This is a genomic window from Leadbetterella sp. DM7, from assembly GCF_040829825.2.
Taxonomy (GTDB): Bacteria; Bacteroidota; Bacteroidia; order Cytophagales; family Spirosomataceae; genus Leadbetterella.
In genome coordinates this window covers 67,484-86,045 of the sequence record NZ_JBFOLH020000008.1, presented here as the reverse complement: position 1 = coordinate 86,045, position 18,562 = coordinate 67,484, and the positions used below count along the sequence as shown (strand labels likewise).

The following is an 18,562-nucleotide window of genomic DNA, read 5'->3' as shown; positions in this document are numbered from 1 at the left end:
CTCAGAACGGCAATCCTACGGCAAAGTTCCAGATGATGTTTTCGCGGCGCCAGTCTTTGCTCTTCAGGTTGATCTGGTCAAACACCCAACGTTCCGGCTCATCGAGCCAGGGTTTCCGGAAAGGCGTGGCCACGTCGATCCGGAAAATAAATATGCTGAAGTCGAACCGGAAGCCGATTCCGCCACCGACAGCCATTTCTTTCAGGAAGCTTTTGGAGAAGACCGCTCCCTCATCGTAGATATACGGGTCTTTATACATCCACACGTTTCCGGCGTCCACAAATAACGCAGTGCTCAGCAGCGAGCTTAGCTTGTACCGGAGCTCCGTATTGAATTCTATCTTAATATCACCGGTATTGGTGGCCAGGAACTTGCTGGCCGTAGACTGCCCTTCCAGGCTATAGGTGCCCGGCCCGACACCCCGGGCGCGAAAAGCACGCAACGAGTTGTTACCTCCAACAAAAAACTGGTTCACAAAAGGCAGGAAGTACGAATCTCCAAAAGGGATACCCACACCTACTATACCCCGGTTGGCCCAGGATACATCGCGGCTGAAGTCATACCTGTACCGCACTTCATTTTCCACTCTGACAAACTTGCTGTACCGCTCCCCGAATATTTTGCCCTTATTCTCCCTGCCGCTGTTTACCCCGTCATACAAAGAAAGCAGCGCACCCGCCACATCCAGCCCGCCCCGGTAGCTCAGTGTTCCTTTTTTGCGGCGGGCCGGGCTGACCACAATTTCATACCCTGACCCTATGATCAGGTTATTGTCCAGGATAGTTATTAACTCAGGGTAGTTAAATATTTCATCCACAAAGGCCGATGTAAGATTGGACGATTTGACAAACGTAAATTTAAACGGCTTAAAGGCATGCTCGATTCCTTTTCCGCGGGTCCAGGCATAGCCCCATTCCGCGTTGGCCGAATTCAGATCATACAGGCCCCGCTTGATAAAGTTCTCGTACGAAACCCTCAGCAGTGTTTTGGGAAGCACGTTGCTGACCTCCGGGTCGATCCGGATAAACGGGGCAATAAACCGCGGAAATTCCAGCGAGGTCCAGGCACCTGTCCGGTAGTTTTCATTGTACTCCGTATTTTCCCGCTTGCCTCCCAGCTGAAATTCAAAGTTACCGTTAACTCCTATCTCAAATTTCTCTGCTCCGCGGAAAGTATTGCTGTTTTTCCAGCTCAGGCTCACCTGCGTACCGGCCAGCCCGCTGGAGCGTGACAACGCGTTGGCTTCCACATTAATCGTTTTCCGTTTATTGGTCTGCAGGTTATAGTATACGTCAATGAGCGTGGAGTCGAGCCGGTTCACTACCTGGAACTGGCTTTGTATGGAACGGAAATTCCGAAGGCTCAGCAGCCGGTTGCTGGTCACGCTCACGGCATCGTTGTTGTACAGCATCCCCGGCCGGAAAGCGATGGCGTCAAGGAAGATGTTTTCTTTGTATTTCTTACCGGGATCATCCAGCACCAGTCCGCGGAAAAAGTCAAACGATGAGCTGCTTTCGTCCAGTTGCTCTACCCGCGTAGGCTTATCAATGTTTACATAGATATTGTTGATCTGGTATCTTTTCCGGGCCTGTGCCGGGATATCCTCCCGGGGAGCTACCTTTGCGATCAGGTGCGTGGCACGCTGGGCAGAGTCAAGGAGAATATTGATATATTCCGGCCGAAAATAATAGTAGCCTATATTCCGCATAGACGTGTACATTTTCTGCCGTTCGTCGCGTATCCTTTCCAGGTTAAAATAGCGGGGCAGCCTGAAGTGCTGTGAAAAGCTCAGGAAGTCCTCGTAAAACTCTCCTTCTGCCGGCGGATCAATCAGCACCGAGTCAATGCGAAACCGCTGGTTGGGCTCTACCCGGTACCGCGCAAAGCCCAATACCTTTTTCTCTTCCAGCTCACCGGTAACCCTGCCGTTAAAATACCCGTACGAATGCAGCAGGGAGGTCAGGTTGGTCACGTTCTGGTTTACCATAAAGGCATCCACAAATACGGGCTCTTCTCCCAACCGTTTCCGGAACCACTCTTTCAGGCCGGTTTCTTTCTTTTTCTTTCCCAGGAAATAATTGAACGCCACTTTATAGGGGTACCCGAAAAGCATGGTATTCGGAACGGGCCGGGTGGCGTCTTCCAGGAGGGTTTTAAATTCAGGCACCTCACCTCCCGCCAGGCTGTCGTGCCGGATTACCGAAACCGATGCCCCCCCGTACAGTCGCTTCTGCGGCGGGATTTTGTCAGCCACCTTACACGAGTAGATGGCCTGGCTCATCAGTATCAGTATCAGTAATCGTTTCATGTATATTCCTGCTTTCAGCCTATTTTTTTCGTTTCATCAGTTCTTTCCAGCTGTCGTAATCGATAGCGATAATAAAGCCCAGGCCGGTCTCAATCACCGATCCTTCAATGGCGCTCTGGTTGCGGTTTTTCCGGAAAACTTTCAGCCGGTACCGGCCATCGGTGGTGATCAGCCAGTTGGCTTCCACGTTATCGAATATCTCATCCGACTGCAGCTCTTTGTTTTCCAGCTCAAAGTTTTTCCCCACCGAAAAGATCAGCCGGTCATTGGCCAGCCGCTTGCTTACGCCCAGGTTCAGGTTGGTGCTCCGGTCGCTTCCGTCCTGGGTAACTCCGCCCGAAGACTGAAGCCCTACGTTCAGATCCACCCCTTTGATCAACCCTGAAGCATACCGCTCCAGCTGGGAAGAGATGATCTGGCTGACGTTACGCCGGGCCAGGTCTTCGTAGCCTGCCCCGCCCGATGAGGTAAAGCTGTCCAGGATCTGTGCCGCCGAGAAATTGCCCGCTACCAGCAGCATGATGGCATTTTGCTTCAGCATTTCGCGGTTGGCGCTGGTCACAGCCCCTTCCGTGCCGCTTTTTTTCTCGCCCCGGTCGTTAACAATGGTCCAGCCCAGCTCCTGCAGCTTCGACGATACGCTGCTTACCTCTGTTTCTTTGGCCACAATCTGGAAGCCAACTTCTGACAGGCTCATCACCTCGCCCTTCAGTACCAGGTCTACCCGGATATCCGCAAAAAGCTTCTCGGCTGTCTTACCATCTTCCAGGCCGGGATAGGTGTTAACGTCTTTCCGGCCCGGTACTTTGTATTCTGCCGTAATATCCATTATTCCCTTCAGGGGGTCACCGGCAAATGAGATGCTGCTTTTACTGCTTTCCGTAATTTCAAAACGCTTTTTGATGGTCTGGAAAGTCAGCTCATAGCTTCCCCTGACAATGCTCATTTCGCCAATGATGAACAGGTCGCCGGCATTGTCAAACCCGAGGTTCAAACGGGCATTGCCCGAGGCCGTGAGCATGTCGCCGGTAATGGGGTTCATGAGCATATTGATGGTGGATTTATCATCGATCACCACGTTGATGTTTACGGCATTGGCCAGTGAAAGGGTGCTTTCGGTTTTCCGCCTGACCGACTTCTCCTGGTTCCGGAAATCTACAAAAGTCACTACGGCATTCAGGTCTTCGCCTACACTCTCATCCGGCAAAAGCAGGGTGAGATTGGTTTTTTCTTTAGCCGTGATATCACCGGTAAGGCGGAACTCGCTGTTGGTTCCCCGTACATTCAGCTTGCTGTCGAGGTATGCTGTACCGTAAAAGAGCTCGCTCTGCCCGCGCTCTGAGCTGGCAATCAGGAAATTGCTGGTAGTAATGTCCAGGTCGTACCTGAAATCGGGCATCCCGGAAAGGTCTACCGCCCCGTTGATCACCATGTCGCGGTCATTGGCGTCTTTGATCAGCAGTTTTTCAAAAAGAATTTTCGACCGGTTAATTTTCAGGTTCTGGTTGTTGATTCGGAGCAGGGCCGCCGTTTCTTTGATCCGGAGCGCGGTGCTATCCAGTGCCACCGACCCGTCAATCTGCGGCTTCGTGGAAGAGCCCTTGATGTTCACATCGCCTTTTACACTGCCCTTCATATCATAAGCTACTTCTTTCAGGAAAGGTTCGAGTGCTTTGATATCGAGGCCGCCGATGTCCAGCTTAAAATCGAGCGATTCTTCTTTTTGTGTAAAATAAGCGCCCTTGAGCTCAAAGTCGTTGTTCAGCCCGCTCAGGGTAGCGTAAACGGTTATTTCTTTCAGGTTGTCGCTCTCTGCTTTGGCCCGCAGGTCGCCCAGGGCTACCTGGTTAAAATGAAAGTCGTCAATATCTGCTTCCCCGGTAAAGGCCAGGTTGTCATCACCCATGTAATTCACCAGCTGGAGATCGAGATCCAGGTAACCGGAGGTCAGGGTAGAGTCCTGCAGGATAGCCCGGGAAAGGAAGTTCAGGTCCAGCTTTTCTGCAAATACCGTTAACGGTGCATTCGGCTCTTCGTTAATGCTGTTGATCCGCAGCACCTGGTCCCCGGAAGAAAACACCACGTTATTCACGTACAACCCGGCCGGGGAATAGTCGATGTAGCCGTAAGGGTTGCCGCCCCATTCTTCATAAAAGAGCATGCTGCCGGTCTCGTCAAAACTGATCCTCACCTTTGAGCCGTCGCTTTCCAGGAAGCCCGCCAGGGAATGGATCTGCCGGTCAACACTATCTTTCACGGAAAGGTCAAACGAGGCCACATTTTCTTCCAGCTTTCCGTGCAGGTCGGCCTTCCTGAGCCGGAACGACGGGGTAGACACCTGGTCAGAAAGCAGCCCGTATTGTATGCGGGTACCGTTACCCGTAAAATCAAAGGTGGTATTGATCACCTGGATCGAGTCGTACAGCAGGTAGGGCACCGCAATATGGCCTGAAAAAGGAATTTCCCCCTCACTTTTCAGGCCGGAATTGATGGTCACGGGCTTAAAGTTCTTCAGCGAGGGCACAAACGCCGTAAAGACAGGATCATAGCTGATGGTTCCGTTGATATCAAAGTAATAATCCAGGGTGTCGCTGGCCGGCTGGAAGTCAGGCAGCTTAAAGTATTTGTTCACCTCGGTCATCAGGATGCTCTGCAGCTTGTCGTACTCAAAGTTACCCGACAGCGACAGGTTCATGAACCGGGTGGTCAGGTCCAGCTTTTTCAGTGTCTCACCGTACTCGGTCAGCACGGTCAGGTCGCCTATAGGGTAAGCCACCGAGTCTTTCAGAACGGTAATGTTCCGCCCCTTGAAGTCGATATACGGTTTTTTCAGGTCGGCCACCAGCTGATTAATATCAAAATCACCTTTCAGCGCCAGGTTTTCTTTCGTTACACCCAGGGCCTTCAGGTCTAGCCGGTCAATCCGTGTGTTCCCCGTTACGGTGATCACCTCGTTACGCATATCCACCACCACATCCAGCTTCAGCTGCGCCCTGGGGTCATTCACCGAGCCCGTAGTGGTCACCCGCTTGTTTTCCAGGTTTCCGTTAAGGGCGATATTCCGGTATACCTCTCCGCCATAACCTGCTTCATCAATGACACCGTCAAATTTTAAGGAGGGATTATCAAAGCCCCGGCCGTCAAAAGTAACGGCTCCCTTCAGGTTGCCTACATCGGCATTGCGGATCAGCCGGCCTGCCGCAAAGTCTTCCACGGTCAGTGTACCGGCGTAAACCGGCACCCTGGAAAGGTCTTTCAGGCTGCCTGTCAGCCGCGCCCCACCCTGGCTGGAGTTGAGAAACAGCTCGGCGGCCAGATCTTCCATATTCCCCTTGACCGAACCGTTCAGTACCAGGGTTTCCGGCAGCTCAATGCTATCCGGCAGCTTCCCGCCCGTAAACTTTGCCAGGTCCTGGCGGGTGGTAGAGAGGTCTCTTACCTGCAGATCCATCCCGAACACCTCCCGGTTATAGAGCATCCCGTTCAGGCTTAGGCGGGTGTTGGCAGTAGCGGTCAAGTAAATATTCTCCAGCTTCATTTCTTCCACTGTTCCGCTGACCCGCCCCCGGCCGGTAATCCGGTCGTTCCGGATCGATCCCAGCGTTTGCGCCAGGCTTTGCTTAAAGAAGAAAGCCTCGGATGGGGCCAGCTTCAGGTCGGCAATAACCGCATCAAAGCTACTCCGGGCATAATGGGCCGTATCAAGATCAGCCCTGGCTGTAGCCTTCAGCCCAGAAGCCGCCGTGGCGATATCCACATCTTCCAGCAGCAATGTATTTCCTTTCAGGGAAGCCTGTACGTTCAGCTTCCGGAGCTCCAGCCCGCTTTTCTCCCGGAAGCTCAGGGCGGTGATCTTCCCTGCCATCACGCTGTCCTGCATCAGCAGATCTTCAGCCGAAAGTTTCAGATCGTTCAATGCCAGGTCGCCGAAGTTGATCTCCCCGGCCACCGATGGCTGCGCTTTTTTATCTTTGAAGGTAAGCTGTTCAAAGTCAGCCCCCAGCCGGGCAATGTCAAATTCCATTTCCGGGAGGTCAAACCCGCGAAGGTCAGCTGCAATGGCCGCCCGGTGCCCGGAGGTATACTGCGCACCCAGGTCCAGGTCCCAGTTGATGTCTTGCGCCGTCAGCGCTTTCAGGCGCACATCAGGCAGAGGCCCGGAGGCCGTGGTATCTTCAGGCGCAGTGCCCAGCTTCCCGCTCACATAAAGCGAGCTGATCCTGGTATCTTTCAGGTCATAAACGGCCTTGCCGGGGTCCAGGCGGTTAAAGCCCGACACCAGCCCGCCCAGCTTCACCCGGAACAGATGGCCGGCGTCGGCATCTTCATACTTCACCCGCAGGTTTTTCACGTCAATTCCGCTGAGCGTAATTTTCATGGGCACGGAGGTGGTATCTGCCGGCGCCGGTGGAGCATCTGAAGAAAAGGCGTTAAGGATATAATCAAAATTGAACGTGCCGTTCTCCCGGCTGATATTCGCTACCGTGTTTTCCAGCTCTACCTGTTCAATCAGGAGCTCGTTTTTGAAAAGGCGGAAAAGCGCCACATCAAGATAGGCCTTTTTCGAGTACAACAGGGTATCTTTTTTCTGATCCACGATCAGCAGGTCATCCAGGTGCACCCAATCGGGGATAGAAAAGCTGAGCCTGCCGTGTACGGGTGTTCCGATCTGCCTGGACAGGCGGTTAAAGATAAGATTACTGAGCCGTTTCTGACCGGGAGCCGAATTAAAGTAGACCATTAATGCCAAAAGCACACCCAACACAGCAATAAAAACTATTGCCAGTATTTTCAGAGATTTACTGAGGATTTTTCTGGTCATGCTACGGCTTTAGAGCACAAAATTACTAAGTATAGAACGAAGATAATACTAAAAATGGGGTTTCACCAGGCGGAATTTATATTTCACGCCGGAATTTTATGTCCTTTTGCGTAAATTTTCAGGGGAGAGTGCTATTTTTTTTATCCCGTTTGAATAAACAGAATAGGGATCATTCTTGCCCGGTACAAAGACAAATTGCTGATAGAGTATGCCACTTATGAAAGTAATAGCCAGCTTTTTGTACAGAAATACCCGCTTTATCTACCTGACAAGGAAGAATTAAGAAAAATTCTTTCTGATACACTGCTCGGTGAATAGACAAGTGGTAGTGTTTCAGCATGAAAAGAGAGGCCCGGTAACCTCTCTTTTCATTTCTTTTATTTGCCCACCGGCATACTCAGCCCCACCGAGAAGCCGAAATTGCTGGTTTTGGAGTCGACCCGCAGAATCCCGATGTCGCCAATGGCATTGGTGAAGCTGTGGCGGTAGGTTGCTTCCACAAAGCCTTTTACCTTACCCCGCACAGGCATTTCATACCCCAGGCCGACCACGCCACCGAAGTCCACGTCTTTGTAGTTCAGATTCAGGTCATATTTGAGATCCATCAGGCCCAGCAGGCTGTTGCTCATGCTGCTTCCCACCTTAAAGCCTACCGATGGCCCTGCTATTACGTAAGCGCTTCCGGTAGCCGCCGTTGAAAATTTATATTGCAGTAAAAGAGGCACATCAAGATAATCGATGTTCAGCCGGGCATTGGTCAGTCCGCCGATAATCGACCCTATCGTTCCGCCGCCCAGGTTCAGGCGGTCTATCTTCCCGCCCCTGCGGTTATACGCCACTTCCGGCCGGAAGGTAAAGTTCTGATCCAGCGGAATCTCCGCAAAAAGAGCTGCTCCACCCGTGGCCATGTATTTAAAATCCTGTCCTAGTGCCTCTACTGCTGTAAAATTAGGAATATTGGTCAGGTTCAGGCTTCCTTTTACACCCAGGCGGATATCCTGGGCAGTAGCCAGATGGAAAGACAATACAACCAATACAGCGGTCTTGAAGAATATTTTCATTGAATAATCATTTATGGTTTGTAGGAATTAGACCCCGGAATCCGGTCGAAGTCTCGTTTATTTTCGTTAAAAGTTTGTTAATTAAAATCCTTACTCTTTTTCCGGGCTTCTTCTACCCGGTTTTCCAATAACCGGAACTCCGTGTCATTCATCACTATGCGTGCCCGCACTAAGGCATCTTCGGCGTAATCTGTCATTGAGATATCCAGGGCTTTATCGATATAAGCCGACAGCAGCACCGGTGAATCGGGCAAAAAGTCCAGAGCATACAATAAGGTGTTGTACGCTTCCAGCGCCCGGTTGTTTTTACTGAGCAGGTCAGCCACCTTTACCAGGAACCACGGGTTCAGCGGCGCTTTGTTCTGCAATTCTTCCCGGTTGGCCAGGGTCAGCCCGCGGCCCAGCTCTTCGGCCTGCGCTTTCAGCTTTTCATCTATCTGTGCCTGAAGACCGGCCCCTGAGAGCAGTTGAACCGATGCCGTGTCGCCCGCCTTCTCCAGCCTTTTCAGGGCTTCCCCGTAAGCCCCTTCCCGCATCAGCCATAGCCCCAGGTTCTGGTTATACAAAGGAGCCAGCTTAGAGGGCGATCCGGCCAGCGAAACCAGCTGCCGGAGCCCTTCCGTTTTGGTCTCACGGTAGTATTGCTGGTTAGCAGAAGCCCAGCTCAGCTGCTCATAAAGTTGTTCATTATTCCCGTTTTCCCGGAATGTGTGCAGAGAGCCCGAAGAGATCCCGGTCTGGTTCCGCGTATAGGCATTGCTCATGGCATTCAGCAGGTATGCCGCCCGGCCCATATCAAGGGCTGAATCAGGCGCCACACGAAAATCGCTGAATACGGTTTCAGTACCCGTCAGCCGCTCAATCGCCGCCCGGTTGGCCCGGAAACTGTACCCCTCCGGCCGGCCGGCCAGGGCCAGCATTTCGGTGAGCTTCCCGGCTTTGCCGTTCTCAATCCAGAAAGCCAGGAAATTGGTATTCTCCGGTCCGCAGTTTTTACAGAGCTGCAGCGCCTTATCGAGGTTCAGCAGCACGCTGTCGGTCATTCCTGCTTTGGCCTGCAAACGGGCCAGGTTGGTATACAGCCGGTGGTCATCCGGGAACTGCCCGATGCCTTCTTTCAGCACAAAGACAGCGTCAAAAAACATCTCCTGCCGCTCCAGGCTCCTGCTTTTCCCGATAAGCGATATCACGTTAGGGGTTTTCGTTCCGGCCTGCTGGTAAAACCAGGTAGCACTGAGGGGATCTCCGGCCTGCTCGGCCATAGAGGCCAGCGACAGGTTTGAACGCAGGTTGTTCAGATCGTAATTCGACCCGCTTTTGTAGTAGGCTTCAGCCGATTTCCAGTCGCCCTCTTCCCTGTAAAAATCACCGATGGCGTTGCTGATCCCCGCCCGCAGCTGGAAGTAAGAATACCGGTTTTTCAGGGAGAAAAGAAAAAAAACCAGAAAAACGGCAGCTGTACGTGCCAGGAGCAGGCTACTGAAAGGCGGCTTATAGATCACTTTGTGAAACGGGAGGCCCGCTTTGATCATGGGCCAGAAATTGAGCCCCACATGCACAAAGAAGCAGAGGCCTGCCGACAAAAACGTTATACTGATATAATCTTCGAGCAGCTCGGTCAGCGGGGTATTGGCCGTAGCATAAGCCAGGCCGACCAGGGCGGTGGTGATGAGCGCCAGGCCCAGGTAAAGCCAGGCCCCTACCCCCTGGAAGCTGAACCAGCCCCGCTGATCTAACAGCTTTCTGAACCCCCACAAACCCAAAACAAGGCTGGAGAGATAGAGCCATAACGGTGGCACCACAAAGCTGCTTTTATCAATACGGCGGGCGTTTTCAAGGTAGATCAGCACGGCATTGACCAGGAAAACCGCCGTTACCACCAGCACCTGGGGCAGGCTGCTTTTCCCTTTTTCACTGTTTTGCGATACCAGCGCGTACAGCGCCGCCAGGATCTCATGAGAGATCAGGAAAATAAAAATAAATGCTATAACCAGGCCCGCTGTCACCCCGAAAGCCGCCATGGATAAAAAGGGCTCATTAATGACGGAAAACCATTTTACGCCCGCTGTAAAAACCAGCCAGACCGCCAGCCAGAGAAGGCTTGTTTTCAGGGCATTCAGCCGGCGGGCATACAGGTTGGTAAGAAAGTAGGCCACCCCGCTGAGCGAGAAGGCCACCAGGAAAGGCCAGTTTTTGCTGACCAGGAAAATGCTTTCCAGCCGCAGCGACGCCAGCACTCCGCCCAGGAGCAACGCCCCGGCCAGGAACCAGGCCCCCCTGAGCCGCGAAAGCCCCGCCAGGATCAGCGACACACCCACCAGTATGCCTCCTAAAAAGAGGAAGTACGCCAGGGTATTCACCTTCAGAAGCGAAGGAGCGTACGACTCTGTCACATACCACAGCGGCGTGGTAGCCGAAAAAGAAAACTTATCAAAATAAAGTGCCGGGGTCTGTACCGCCTTTTCCTTCAGCTCCGTGATCACATCCCACGAGAATACGGTTCCGGTTCCGCGTATCCACGCCCATACAGCATAACCTGAGAGCGCCGCCGTCAGGAACATCGCCAGGAAAAACGGGATCTTTTCCCGCTTTGTCCATCTTCTCCAGAAAAACCGATCTTCTTTCATCAAATCTGTTACTATATTTGCCGTATAAAACGCCGGGACTAACTTAATATATCAATATGACAATACATAAAGAGGGTACAGGTACACTTCTGGTGACTATTCTGACACTGGCCATTATTAACGGGGCCGCTTACTTCTTTGCCCCCGAAAGCACCTTGCTCCATACCCTGCTATGGATAGCCAGTGCCGTATTATTCCTGATCGTATTGCAATTTTTTCGCAAACCTACGAGAAAAACCCCAATAAACCCACAGCATATCATTGCCCCGGCCGACGGCAAAGTGGTTGTGATTGAAGAGGTGACCGAAACCGAATATTTCAATGACCGGCGGATACAGGTATCTATCTTTATGTCGCCCTTCAATGTACATATTAACTTTAACCCGATCTCCGGTATTGTTTCCTACTTCAAATACCATCCCGGCAGGTACCTGGTGGCCTGGCACCCCAAGAGCAGCACCGAAAACGAAAGAACCACCATTGTTACCCGCCACGAAAACGGCACGGAAGTGCTGTTCCGGCAAATAGCCGGTGCCCTGGCCCGGAGAATCTGCTGGTATGTAGACAAAGGTTCGAAGGTTACGCAGGGCAGCGAGTTCGGCTTTATTAAATTCGGATCGCGGATCGATATTTTTCTTCCGCTTACGGCAAAGATCAGGGTGAATCTCGACGACCGGCCGGTAGGGGGAGAAACCGTGATTGCCGAGCTGTAATTATGCTGCTCCGCTGCTACAATAACACCTGTGTGGAGGCCGGGCTCGATGAAGCAGGCCGGGGATGCCTGGCCGGGCCTGTAGTAGCCTCCGCCGTTATTCTGCCGCCCGATTACGAAAACGAATTACTCAACGACTCCAAGCAGCTCACCCGTGACGAACGAAACCTGCTCCGGAAAGAAATTGAAGAGGTAGCCGTAGCCTGGGCCGTGGCCCTGGCCAATAACGAGGAAATAGACCGGATCAATATCCTGCAGGCCAGCTTCCTGGCCATGCACCGGGCCATTGACGCCGTTTTACCCCGCTGCCGGCCTGAACACCTGCTGATAGACGGCAACCGCTTCACGCCTTACCCCATGATTCCCCATACCTGCGTGGTCAAAGGCGACTCCCGCTATATGTCTATCGCAGCGGCATCGGTGCTGGCCAAGACCCACCGCGACGAGCTCATGGGAAACCTGGCCCTGGAATACCCGCATTACCGCTGGGAAGAAAACGCCGGCTACCCCACCATTTTCCACCGCAAGGCAATACTGGAGCACGGGTATACGCCGTATCACAGGATGACCTTTCGGGTAAGAGTATGATTTGAGTTAAAAGTGAAAAGACTACCATAACTTTTCACTTTTCACTTTTAACTTATTCAAAACGTACTATCGTGCACCACCACCTTCGTCCAGGAATGCGAAAAGTTCTTAATGGCTTCCAGGTGGATAGGGTGATTTTCATATACACCCACATCTTTCAGTGAATCAAAGGTAACAATAAGATTATAGGAGAAAGAGTTATCTACCACAGGCCGGGGATTGGTGGCGGCCGGCTTGCCGTAGCTCAATGATTTTACCCCCGGAATACGCTTCAGCTCCTCAAAGAAATAGACAAAATTCTCATCTTCCTCTTCCGTGAGGTCGTCTCTCAGCCAGAAAAGTACGTAATGTACTATTCCTTTGAGCTCGGGCACTTCACTTTCTTTCCCGCAGGCCTGAAGGGCACCCAGGCCACCTCCTGCCAGGGCCAGTCCTCCTACAAAGTTTCTTCTTTTCATATCCTGAAAATGGTTTTTAGGGTGGAAATATAGGAAATTTTATACAATCCCGGCCAATTATCCTTATTTTTAGGCGTCTGTTCCCGTACAGGCATCTTATCTTTAAACCTATTTAATGTCAATACAGGATGATCCGTAATTCTTTTCTTCTCCTATTCCTTTGTTTCCAGGTCTCTGCCCAGATCACCGCTCCCCAAAAAGAATGGAAGCAGCTTTTCAATCACAAGGACCTGAAAGACTGGGATATTAAGATCAGGGGCTATGCGCTGAACGACAATTTTGCCAATACGTTTTCGGTCAAAGACAAAAAGCTGGTGGTGAACTACGACGGCTATGACCAATTTGACCAGAAGTACGGTCACATCTTCTATAAAACCCCGTATTCCTACTATGTGATCCGGGTTGAGTACCGTTTTGTGGGCGACCAGGCAAACGGAGGCGAAGGCTGGGCTCTTCGTAACAGCGGTATTATGGTGCACGGACAGCCCGCCAATACCATGCTGAAAGACCAGGATTTTCCCATCTCTATTGAAGTGCAGCTGCTGGGCGGCACAGACGGCGAACGAACCACCTGTAACCTCTGCACACCGGGAACAAACGTGGTTTTTGACGGGAAGCTCGACACCCGCCATTGCATTAACTCCACCTCCAAAACCTATTACGGCGACCAGTGGGTGACGGCCGAAGTGGAAGTATTCGGCGACTCGCTGATCCGGCATTATGTTAACGGGGAAAAAGTACTGGAATATACGCAGCCGCAGATCGGCGGCGGAAACGTTTCGCCTTTTGATCCGGCCGTAAAGAAAGACGGCCTGCTGCTTAAAGAAGGTACCATCTCCCTGCAAAGTGAGAGCCACCCGGTAGAATTCCGGAAAGTGGAATTACTCAACCTGAAGGGCTGCATGGATCCGAAAGCCAAAAATTACCGGTCATATTTTATCAAAGAAGACAATACCCTCTGTAAATATTAACGAGGCCTGTATTTCTTACGGTTCTGCCGGAAGGCCGATGTTCTCATTCAGCCATCTGAGTGGCTCGTTAAAGGTTTTGAATAAGGGCTACTATACCTGCGGTGATTCCACCAAAAAAATCACCCCGTATATGTTCAAAAGTTAGGTATTTTTCTGTAGCAGGGGGCATCTTTTACGGTTCAATGTTTTAATACTTTGCGAATTTCACAAGTTACACAATTTTTCGGACTCTTTCCTTCGCCCGTCTCTTCCCCGATAAAAAAAATGTGTATATTTACCCGGAAGACCTTAAATAAAATGAAAGTTATAGCGGCCATTGACCAGGGAACAACCAGTACCCGGTGTATATTTTTCAATAAGAAAGGAGAGATCGTATCGATGGCTCAGAAAGAGCATCGCCAGATTTTTCCCCAACCGGGCTGGGTGGAACATGACCCTGTAGAGATTGCCAAAAACACGCTGGAAGTAATAGCGCAGGCCCGGATCAGCAAAAACATAAGCCTGGGCAGCATTGCAGCCTGCGGCATTACCAACCAGCGTGAAACTACGGTTATCTGGAATAAAAGAACCGGGAAACCCTATTACAACGCTCTCGTATGGCAGGATACCCGGGTAGCGGCACAGGCAGAAGAGCTGGAAAAAAGCATAGGTTCGGAATATTTCAGGGGAAAAACCGGCCTGCCTGTTTCTACCTATTTCAGCAGCCTGAAGATTGCCTGGCTTCTGGATAACGTACCGGGCCTGAGAGAAGATGCCACGCAGGGACTGGCCCTTTTCGGCAATATGGATACGTTCACCGTCTGGCACCTGACCGGTGGCGCCCTGCATATCACAGATGTCACCAATGCCTCCCGTACCCAGCTGATGAACCTCGAAACCCTGAGCTGGGACCGCGACATCCTCGAAAAGCTGAATATCCCTGAAAGCATCCTGCCGGCCATACGGTCAAGTTCTGAGCATTATACCACCATAACGGCCGAGCCGCTGGCAGGCGTACCGCTGGCGGGTATCCTGGGTGACCAGCAGGCCGCCCTCGTAGGACAAACCTGCTTTGCCCCCGGCGAGGCAAAAAACACCTACGGCACGGGGTGCTTTATGCTGCTGAATACCGGCGGGAAGATCGTACCCTCGAAACACGGGCTCCTCACTACCGTAGCCTACCGGTTCGGAGAGCAGCCGGCCTGCTATGCCCTGGAGGGCTCGGTAGCCGTAACCGGCTCGCTGGTGCAGTGGCTGCGCGATAACCTGGGCATGATCCGGGACAGCAAAGACATTGAAAGCCTGGCCCATACCGTAAAAGATAACGGCGGTGCCTATTTTGTACCCGCTTTTTCAGGGTTATATGCCCCCTACTGGGAATCTTCGGCCCGCGGGGTTATTGCCGGGCTGACCCGCTTTATCAGCAAAGGCCATATTGCACGAGCCGTGCTTGAAGCCACCGCCTACCAGACCCTCGATGTGCTTCAGGCCATGGAAAAAGATGCCGGCATCACCCTCACCTCGCTGAAAGTAGACGGCGGCATGGTGGTAAATGAGCTTCTGATGCAGTTCCAGGCCGATATGCTGCAGGTGCCGGTGATCCGGCCGGTGATGATAGAAACCACCGCCCTGGGAGCTGCCTACGCCGCCGGACTGGCTACCGGCTTCTGGGAAACAACCGGTGAACTCAAAGAAAACTGGGGCAAAGACCGGGAATGGCAACCCGACATTCCGCAGGAAACCCGTCAGAAATATATCCGGGGATGGCAGAAGGCCATTGAACGGTCAAGGAACTGGGAGGATTAGTTCCGGGTTCCGGGTGGAGAGTTCCGAGTTCCGGGTGGAGAGTTCTGAGTAGAGAGTAGTGGACAGGGCTCGTCATACCCGGAACTAAAAACTGCCCGCAAAGAATATTACTGGTCAAGAAACGCTTATCTTTACCGGGCTAAAAATACCGCCCTTGAAAAATTCTTCCAAAGGACTGCTGTTCATCCTAATCACCGTACTTATCGATGTCATCGGGATCGGCCTGATTATCCCGATTATGCCGGCACTCTACCAGGAGCTGACCGGCGGAACAGTAAGTGAGTCGTCTACGTGGTCGGCTTACCTGGTTTTTGCATACTCACTCATGCAATTTATCTTCTCCCCCATCATCGGCGGGCTGAGCGATAAATACGGAAGGCGGCCGGTGCTGCTTCTCTCCCTGTTCGGCTTCGGGATAAACTATATTTTCCTGGCGTTGTCGCCTACCATCGGGTGGCTGTTCATCGGGCGGATAATTGCCGGCATAACCGGGGCCAGCTTTTCAACGGCCAACGCTTACATTGCCGATATTACCCCGTATGAGAAACGGGCCCAGAGCTTCGGGCTGGTGGGCGCCATGTTCGGGCTGGGCTTCATCATTGGCCCTGCGCTGGGCGGCGTATTGGGCGAAATGGGTACCCGCGTACCGTTTTATGTGGCAGCCGGCCTTTCGCTGGCCAACTGGCTTTACGGCTATTTCATCCTGCCCGAATCACTTGCCCCTGAAAAAAGAAGAGAATTTAATATCCGGCGGGCCAACCCCGTGGGCAGTGTGATCAACCTGCGGAAAAACCCGTTTGTGTTCTCCCTTACCACGGCGCTGTTCCTGGTGTATATATCCGGGTTTGCCACACAGGGTACCTGGTCTTTCTACACCATTGAAAAATTCGGCTGGAGTGAAGCCGAGATCGGTCTTTCCCTGGCTTTCCTCGGCCTGCTGGCAGCAGCGGTACAGGGAGGCCTGATCCGGTATACCATTCCCCGGATCGGGCCTGAAAAATCGTTGTTCCTCGGACTGACCATGAATAGCCTGGGCCTGCTGGGCTTCGGACTGGCCACCCAAAGCTGGATGCTCTATGCGGTGATGGTCTTCAATGCGCTCAGCGGACTGGCCAGCCCGGCCTTCCAGGGCATCATCTCCAGCCACGTTCCGCCCAATGAGCAGGGCGAGCTCCAGGGCGGACTGACCAGCCTCATGAGCATTGCCGCCATTATCGGCCAGCCACTGATGCTGGGGCTGTTCCGTACATTCACCCGCGAAAACGCCCCTCTCTATTTTCCGGGCATGCCTTTCCTGGCCGGATGCCTCTGCAGTACTATCAGCATTATCCTGGCTTACCGGATAATCTATAAGAAAAACATTCCGAAAGTTGCACAGAACAATTAATATTACTACATTTGCACCCCGATCTACAGGTATAGTTTAAAGGTAGAACTGCGGTCTCCAAAACCGTCGGTCTGGGTTCGAGTCCTAGTACCTGTGCAAAACGAAGGCATTCATTGCCTTAAACAAGGTTATTATATGAATAAGGTTGTTCAGTTCTTCAAAGACTCCTGGCATGAAATCGCAAACGAGGTTACATGGCCTACGTGGAGTTCGCTTCAGTCAAGCGCTACGTTAGTGCTTGTGGCGTCTATTATCTTCGCCCTGGTGGTTGGAGGTATTGACTTCCTGATCACCAATGCGCTGGAGTTTTTGCTAGAATCTATCTGATTTATCATCTATGAGTGATTTCAACTGGTATGTGGTCAGAGCTGTTTCGCAGCAGGAAAAAAAGATAAAAAACTATATCGAGAATGAGGCCGTAAGAAGAAAGCTTACCGACTTCATTCCGGAAGTACTTATCCCCACAGAAAAAATAATCGAAGTACGGAACGGGAAAAAACGGGTAAGAGAGAAAAACTTCTTCCCCGGCTATATTCTCGTAAATGCCGACCTCAATAACGGTGAGGTGCTTCACCTTATCAAAAGTATCCCCGGTGTGATCGGGTTCCTGGGTAAAAACGGCGGCGCCTCTATTGAGCCCGAACCGTTGAGACAATCGGAAGTGAACCGTATCCTGGGTGTGCAGGAAACATCGCAGGAAGAATCGGTAGATTCGGGAATGTCGTTTGTGGCCGGCGAAACCGTTAAGGTAATCGACGGACCGTTCAACGGCTTTGAAGGAACCGTGGAAGAAATCTACGATGAGAAGAAAAAACTCAGCGTAAGTGTAAAGATCTTCGGAAGAAGCACCCCGGTAGAGCTGGGATACCTGCAGGTAGAGAAACTACAATAATCTTTTATAATACAATCAGAAGAGCTGCCGGAGCAATCAGGCAGCTTTTTTTCTATCAAAAGACTCTCCCTCCGGGAGATAAATCCTTTGCGGTTAAAAACACAAACGCTGCGTGGACACCCGAAGCTACCAAACGGTTCTCCCTGCAGGAGATATATGCTTCACGGGTAAGCTTTACCCCGATCGGGTGAGTAAACATACCCATCACCCCATACTCGCCCACCCGGAGCCCGGTACGCATACCCCCCCAAACCACTACCACTTCTAACCACCGCAACGAACCGCTTTTCACTTTTCACTCTCCCCTTCACTTTCCCCGCTTTCCCCAAAAAAAAATCCCCGCCCGTATGTAACTTTTTACTTTTTTAAAAGTTCTTATAACAGGATGCAACGTTGAGCATACGTTCTGCATCTTTTAACAAAAGCTATTACAAACACTGTTTTTATCCATTCAAAAATGAATTCCGACCATTCAAACAGAAATGCTTTTCTCGTATGGAGTGAGGAATTAATTTTGAAAACGAAAAAGCAATAAAATTTACTTAAAATTATGAAAAAGCTATTTAAAACATTCGCCGTACTGGCGGTTAGCAGCACTTTGGCCTTCGCCAACGTAAACCCTACTTCATTCAAAGTTGGCATGTACAATGTACAGAATACCCACATGTTAAAGGTATTCGTCAACAAAGAATCGTCCAATGCCCTGCTCCTGGAAATCTGTGATGCCAAAGGCCGTGTAATCCAATCGGAGCAGGTAGGAAAAAACAAGCACAATATGGGGCTCAATCTTAACCTGTCAGAGCTTGAGTCGGGAGATTATACCATCCGGTTATCCGACAAGACCTCTACTTTCACCAAAGAAATCAGGCTTGAGAAAGAGCAAAAAGAAGAGTTAAAAATTGTTATTTAGTTAGAATTCAGACATGGGCCGGCCTTTGGCCGGCCCCTTGT

At 51.5% G+C, this 18,562-nt stretch carries 14 protein-coding genes and 1 tRNA gene; 9 read left to right on the top strand and 6 right to left on the bottom strand.

The window, feature by feature from the left end; all coding sequences use genetic code 11:
• Position 1: 1 nt before the first annotated feature.
• The 4 genes from tamL to AB2U10_RS11005 form a co-directional block, all read right to left on the bottom strand.
• Positions 2-2,308 carry a translocation and assembly module lipoprotein TamL gene (gene tamL, locus AB2U10_RS11020; protein WP_367914651.1) on the bottom strand — a complete coding sequence of 769 codons (2,307 nt, stop codon included), beginning with the start codon at positions 2,306-2,308 and terminating at the stop codon, positions 2-4.
• A 19-nt stretch (positions 2,309-2,327) separates the two neighbouring features.
• Complete coding sequence (locus AB2U10_RS11015; protein ID WP_367914652.1) at positions 2,328-7,130, bottom strand: translocation/assembly module TamB domain-containing protein; 4,803 nt, start codon at positions 7,128-7,130, stop codon at positions 2,328-2,330.
• 377 nt (positions 7,131-7,507) lie between these two features.
• Positions 7,508-8,191 (bottom strand): porin family protein, encoded by a 684-nt coding sequence (locus AB2U10_RS11010; RefSeq protein ID WP_367914653.1) that lies wholly within the window; start codon positions 8,189-8,191, stop codon positions 7,508-7,510.
• Positions 8,192-8,268: 77 nt separating this feature from the next.
• Entirely contained in the window at positions 8,269-10,821 is a 2,553-nt protein-coding gene (locus AB2U10_RS11005) for a hypothetical protein (RefSeq protein WP_367914654.1), read from the bottom strand.
• Between the two features lie 53 nt (positions 10,822-10,874).
• Between AB2U10_RS11005 and AB2U10_RS11000 the strand changes: the two genes are divergently transcribed.
• On the top strand, positions 10,875-11,531 hold the full coding sequence (locus AB2U10_RS11000; RefSeq protein ID WP_367914655.1) for a phosphatidylserine decarboxylase family protein: 657 nt from the start codon (positions 10,875-10,877) through the stop codon (positions 11,529-11,531).
• Between the two features lie 2 nt (positions 11,532-11,533).
• Positions 11,534-12,118: a ribonuclease HII gene (gene rnhB, locus AB2U10_RS10995; RefSeq protein WP_367914656.1), complete on the top strand. Its 585-nt coding sequence runs from the start codon at positions 11,534-11,536 to the stop codon at positions 12,116-12,118.
• 56 nt (positions 12,119-12,174) lie between these two features.
• On the opposite strand, the gene AB2U10_RS10990 is transcribed toward rnhB, so the two are convergent.
• Positions 12,175-12,576: a Dabb family protein gene (locus tag AB2U10_RS10990; RefSeq protein WP_367914657.1), complete on the bottom strand. Its 402-nt coding sequence runs from the start codon at positions 12,574-12,576 to the stop codon at positions 12,175-12,177.
• A gap of 128 nt (positions 12,577-12,704) precedes the next feature.
• Between AB2U10_RS10990 and AB2U10_RS10985 the strand changes: the two genes are divergently transcribed.
• The 6 genes from AB2U10_RS10985 to nusG all read left to right on the top strand — a co-directional run bounded on the left by AB2U10_RS10985 (position 12,705) and on the right by nusG (position 17,611).
• Positions 12,705-13,547, top strand: coding sequence for a 3-keto-disaccharide hydrolase (locus AB2U10_RS10985; RefSeq protein ID WP_367914658.1), 843 nt, complete (start codon positions 12,705-12,707; stop codon positions 13,545-13,547).
• Between the two features lie 297 nt (positions 13,548-13,844).
• Positions 13,845-15,332 carry a glycerol kinase GlpK gene (gene glpK, locus AB2U10_RS10980; RefSeq protein WP_367914659.1) on the top strand — a complete coding sequence of 496 codons (1,488 nt, stop codon included), beginning with the start codon at positions 13,845-13,847 and terminating at the stop codon, positions 15,330-15,332.
• Positions 15,333-15,486: 154 nt separating this feature from the next.
• On the top strand, positions 15,487-16,719 hold the full coding sequence (locus AB2U10_RS10975) for a TCR/Tet family MFS transporter (RefSeq protein ID WP_367914660.1): 1,233 nt from the start codon (positions 15,487-15,489) through the stop codon (positions 16,717-16,719).
• Between the two features lie 25 nt (positions 16,720-16,744).
• Positions 16,745-16,815, top strand: a tRNA-Trp gene (locus AB2U10_RS10970).
• Positions 16,816-16,854: 39 nt separating this feature from the next.
• On the top strand, positions 16,855-17,046 hold the full coding sequence (secE, locus tag AB2U10_RS10965; protein WP_367914661.1) for a preprotein translocase subunit SecE: 192 nt from the start codon (positions 16,855-16,857) through the stop codon (positions 17,044-17,046).
• Between the two features lie 10 nt (positions 17,047-17,056).
• The gene (gene nusG, locus AB2U10_RS10960) at positions 17,057-17,611 is read left to right on the top strand and encodes a transcription termination/antitermination protein NusG (RefSeq protein ID WP_367914662.1); all 555 of its coding nucleotides are present in this window, start codon (positions 17,057-17,059) and stop codon (positions 17,609-17,611) included.
• A gap of 55 nt (positions 17,612-17,666) precedes the next feature.
• On the opposite strand, the gene AB2U10_RS10955 is transcribed toward nusG, so the two are convergent.
• Complete coding sequence (locus AB2U10_RS10955; RefSeq protein ID WP_367914663.1) at positions 17,667-17,888, bottom strand: hypothetical protein; 222 nt, start codon at positions 17,886-17,888, stop codon at positions 17,667-17,669.
• A gap of 273 nt (positions 17,889-18,161) precedes the next feature.
• On the opposite strand from AB2U10_RS10955, the gene AB2U10_RS10950 reads away from it, so the two are divergent.
• Positions 18,162-18,521 carry a T9SS type A sorting domain-containing protein gene (locus AB2U10_RS10950; protein WP_367914664.1) on the top strand — a complete coding sequence of 120 codons (360 nt, stop codon included), beginning with the start codon at positions 18,162-18,164 and terminating at the stop codon, positions 18,519-18,521.
• Positions 18,522-18,562: the final 41 nt, after the last annotated feature.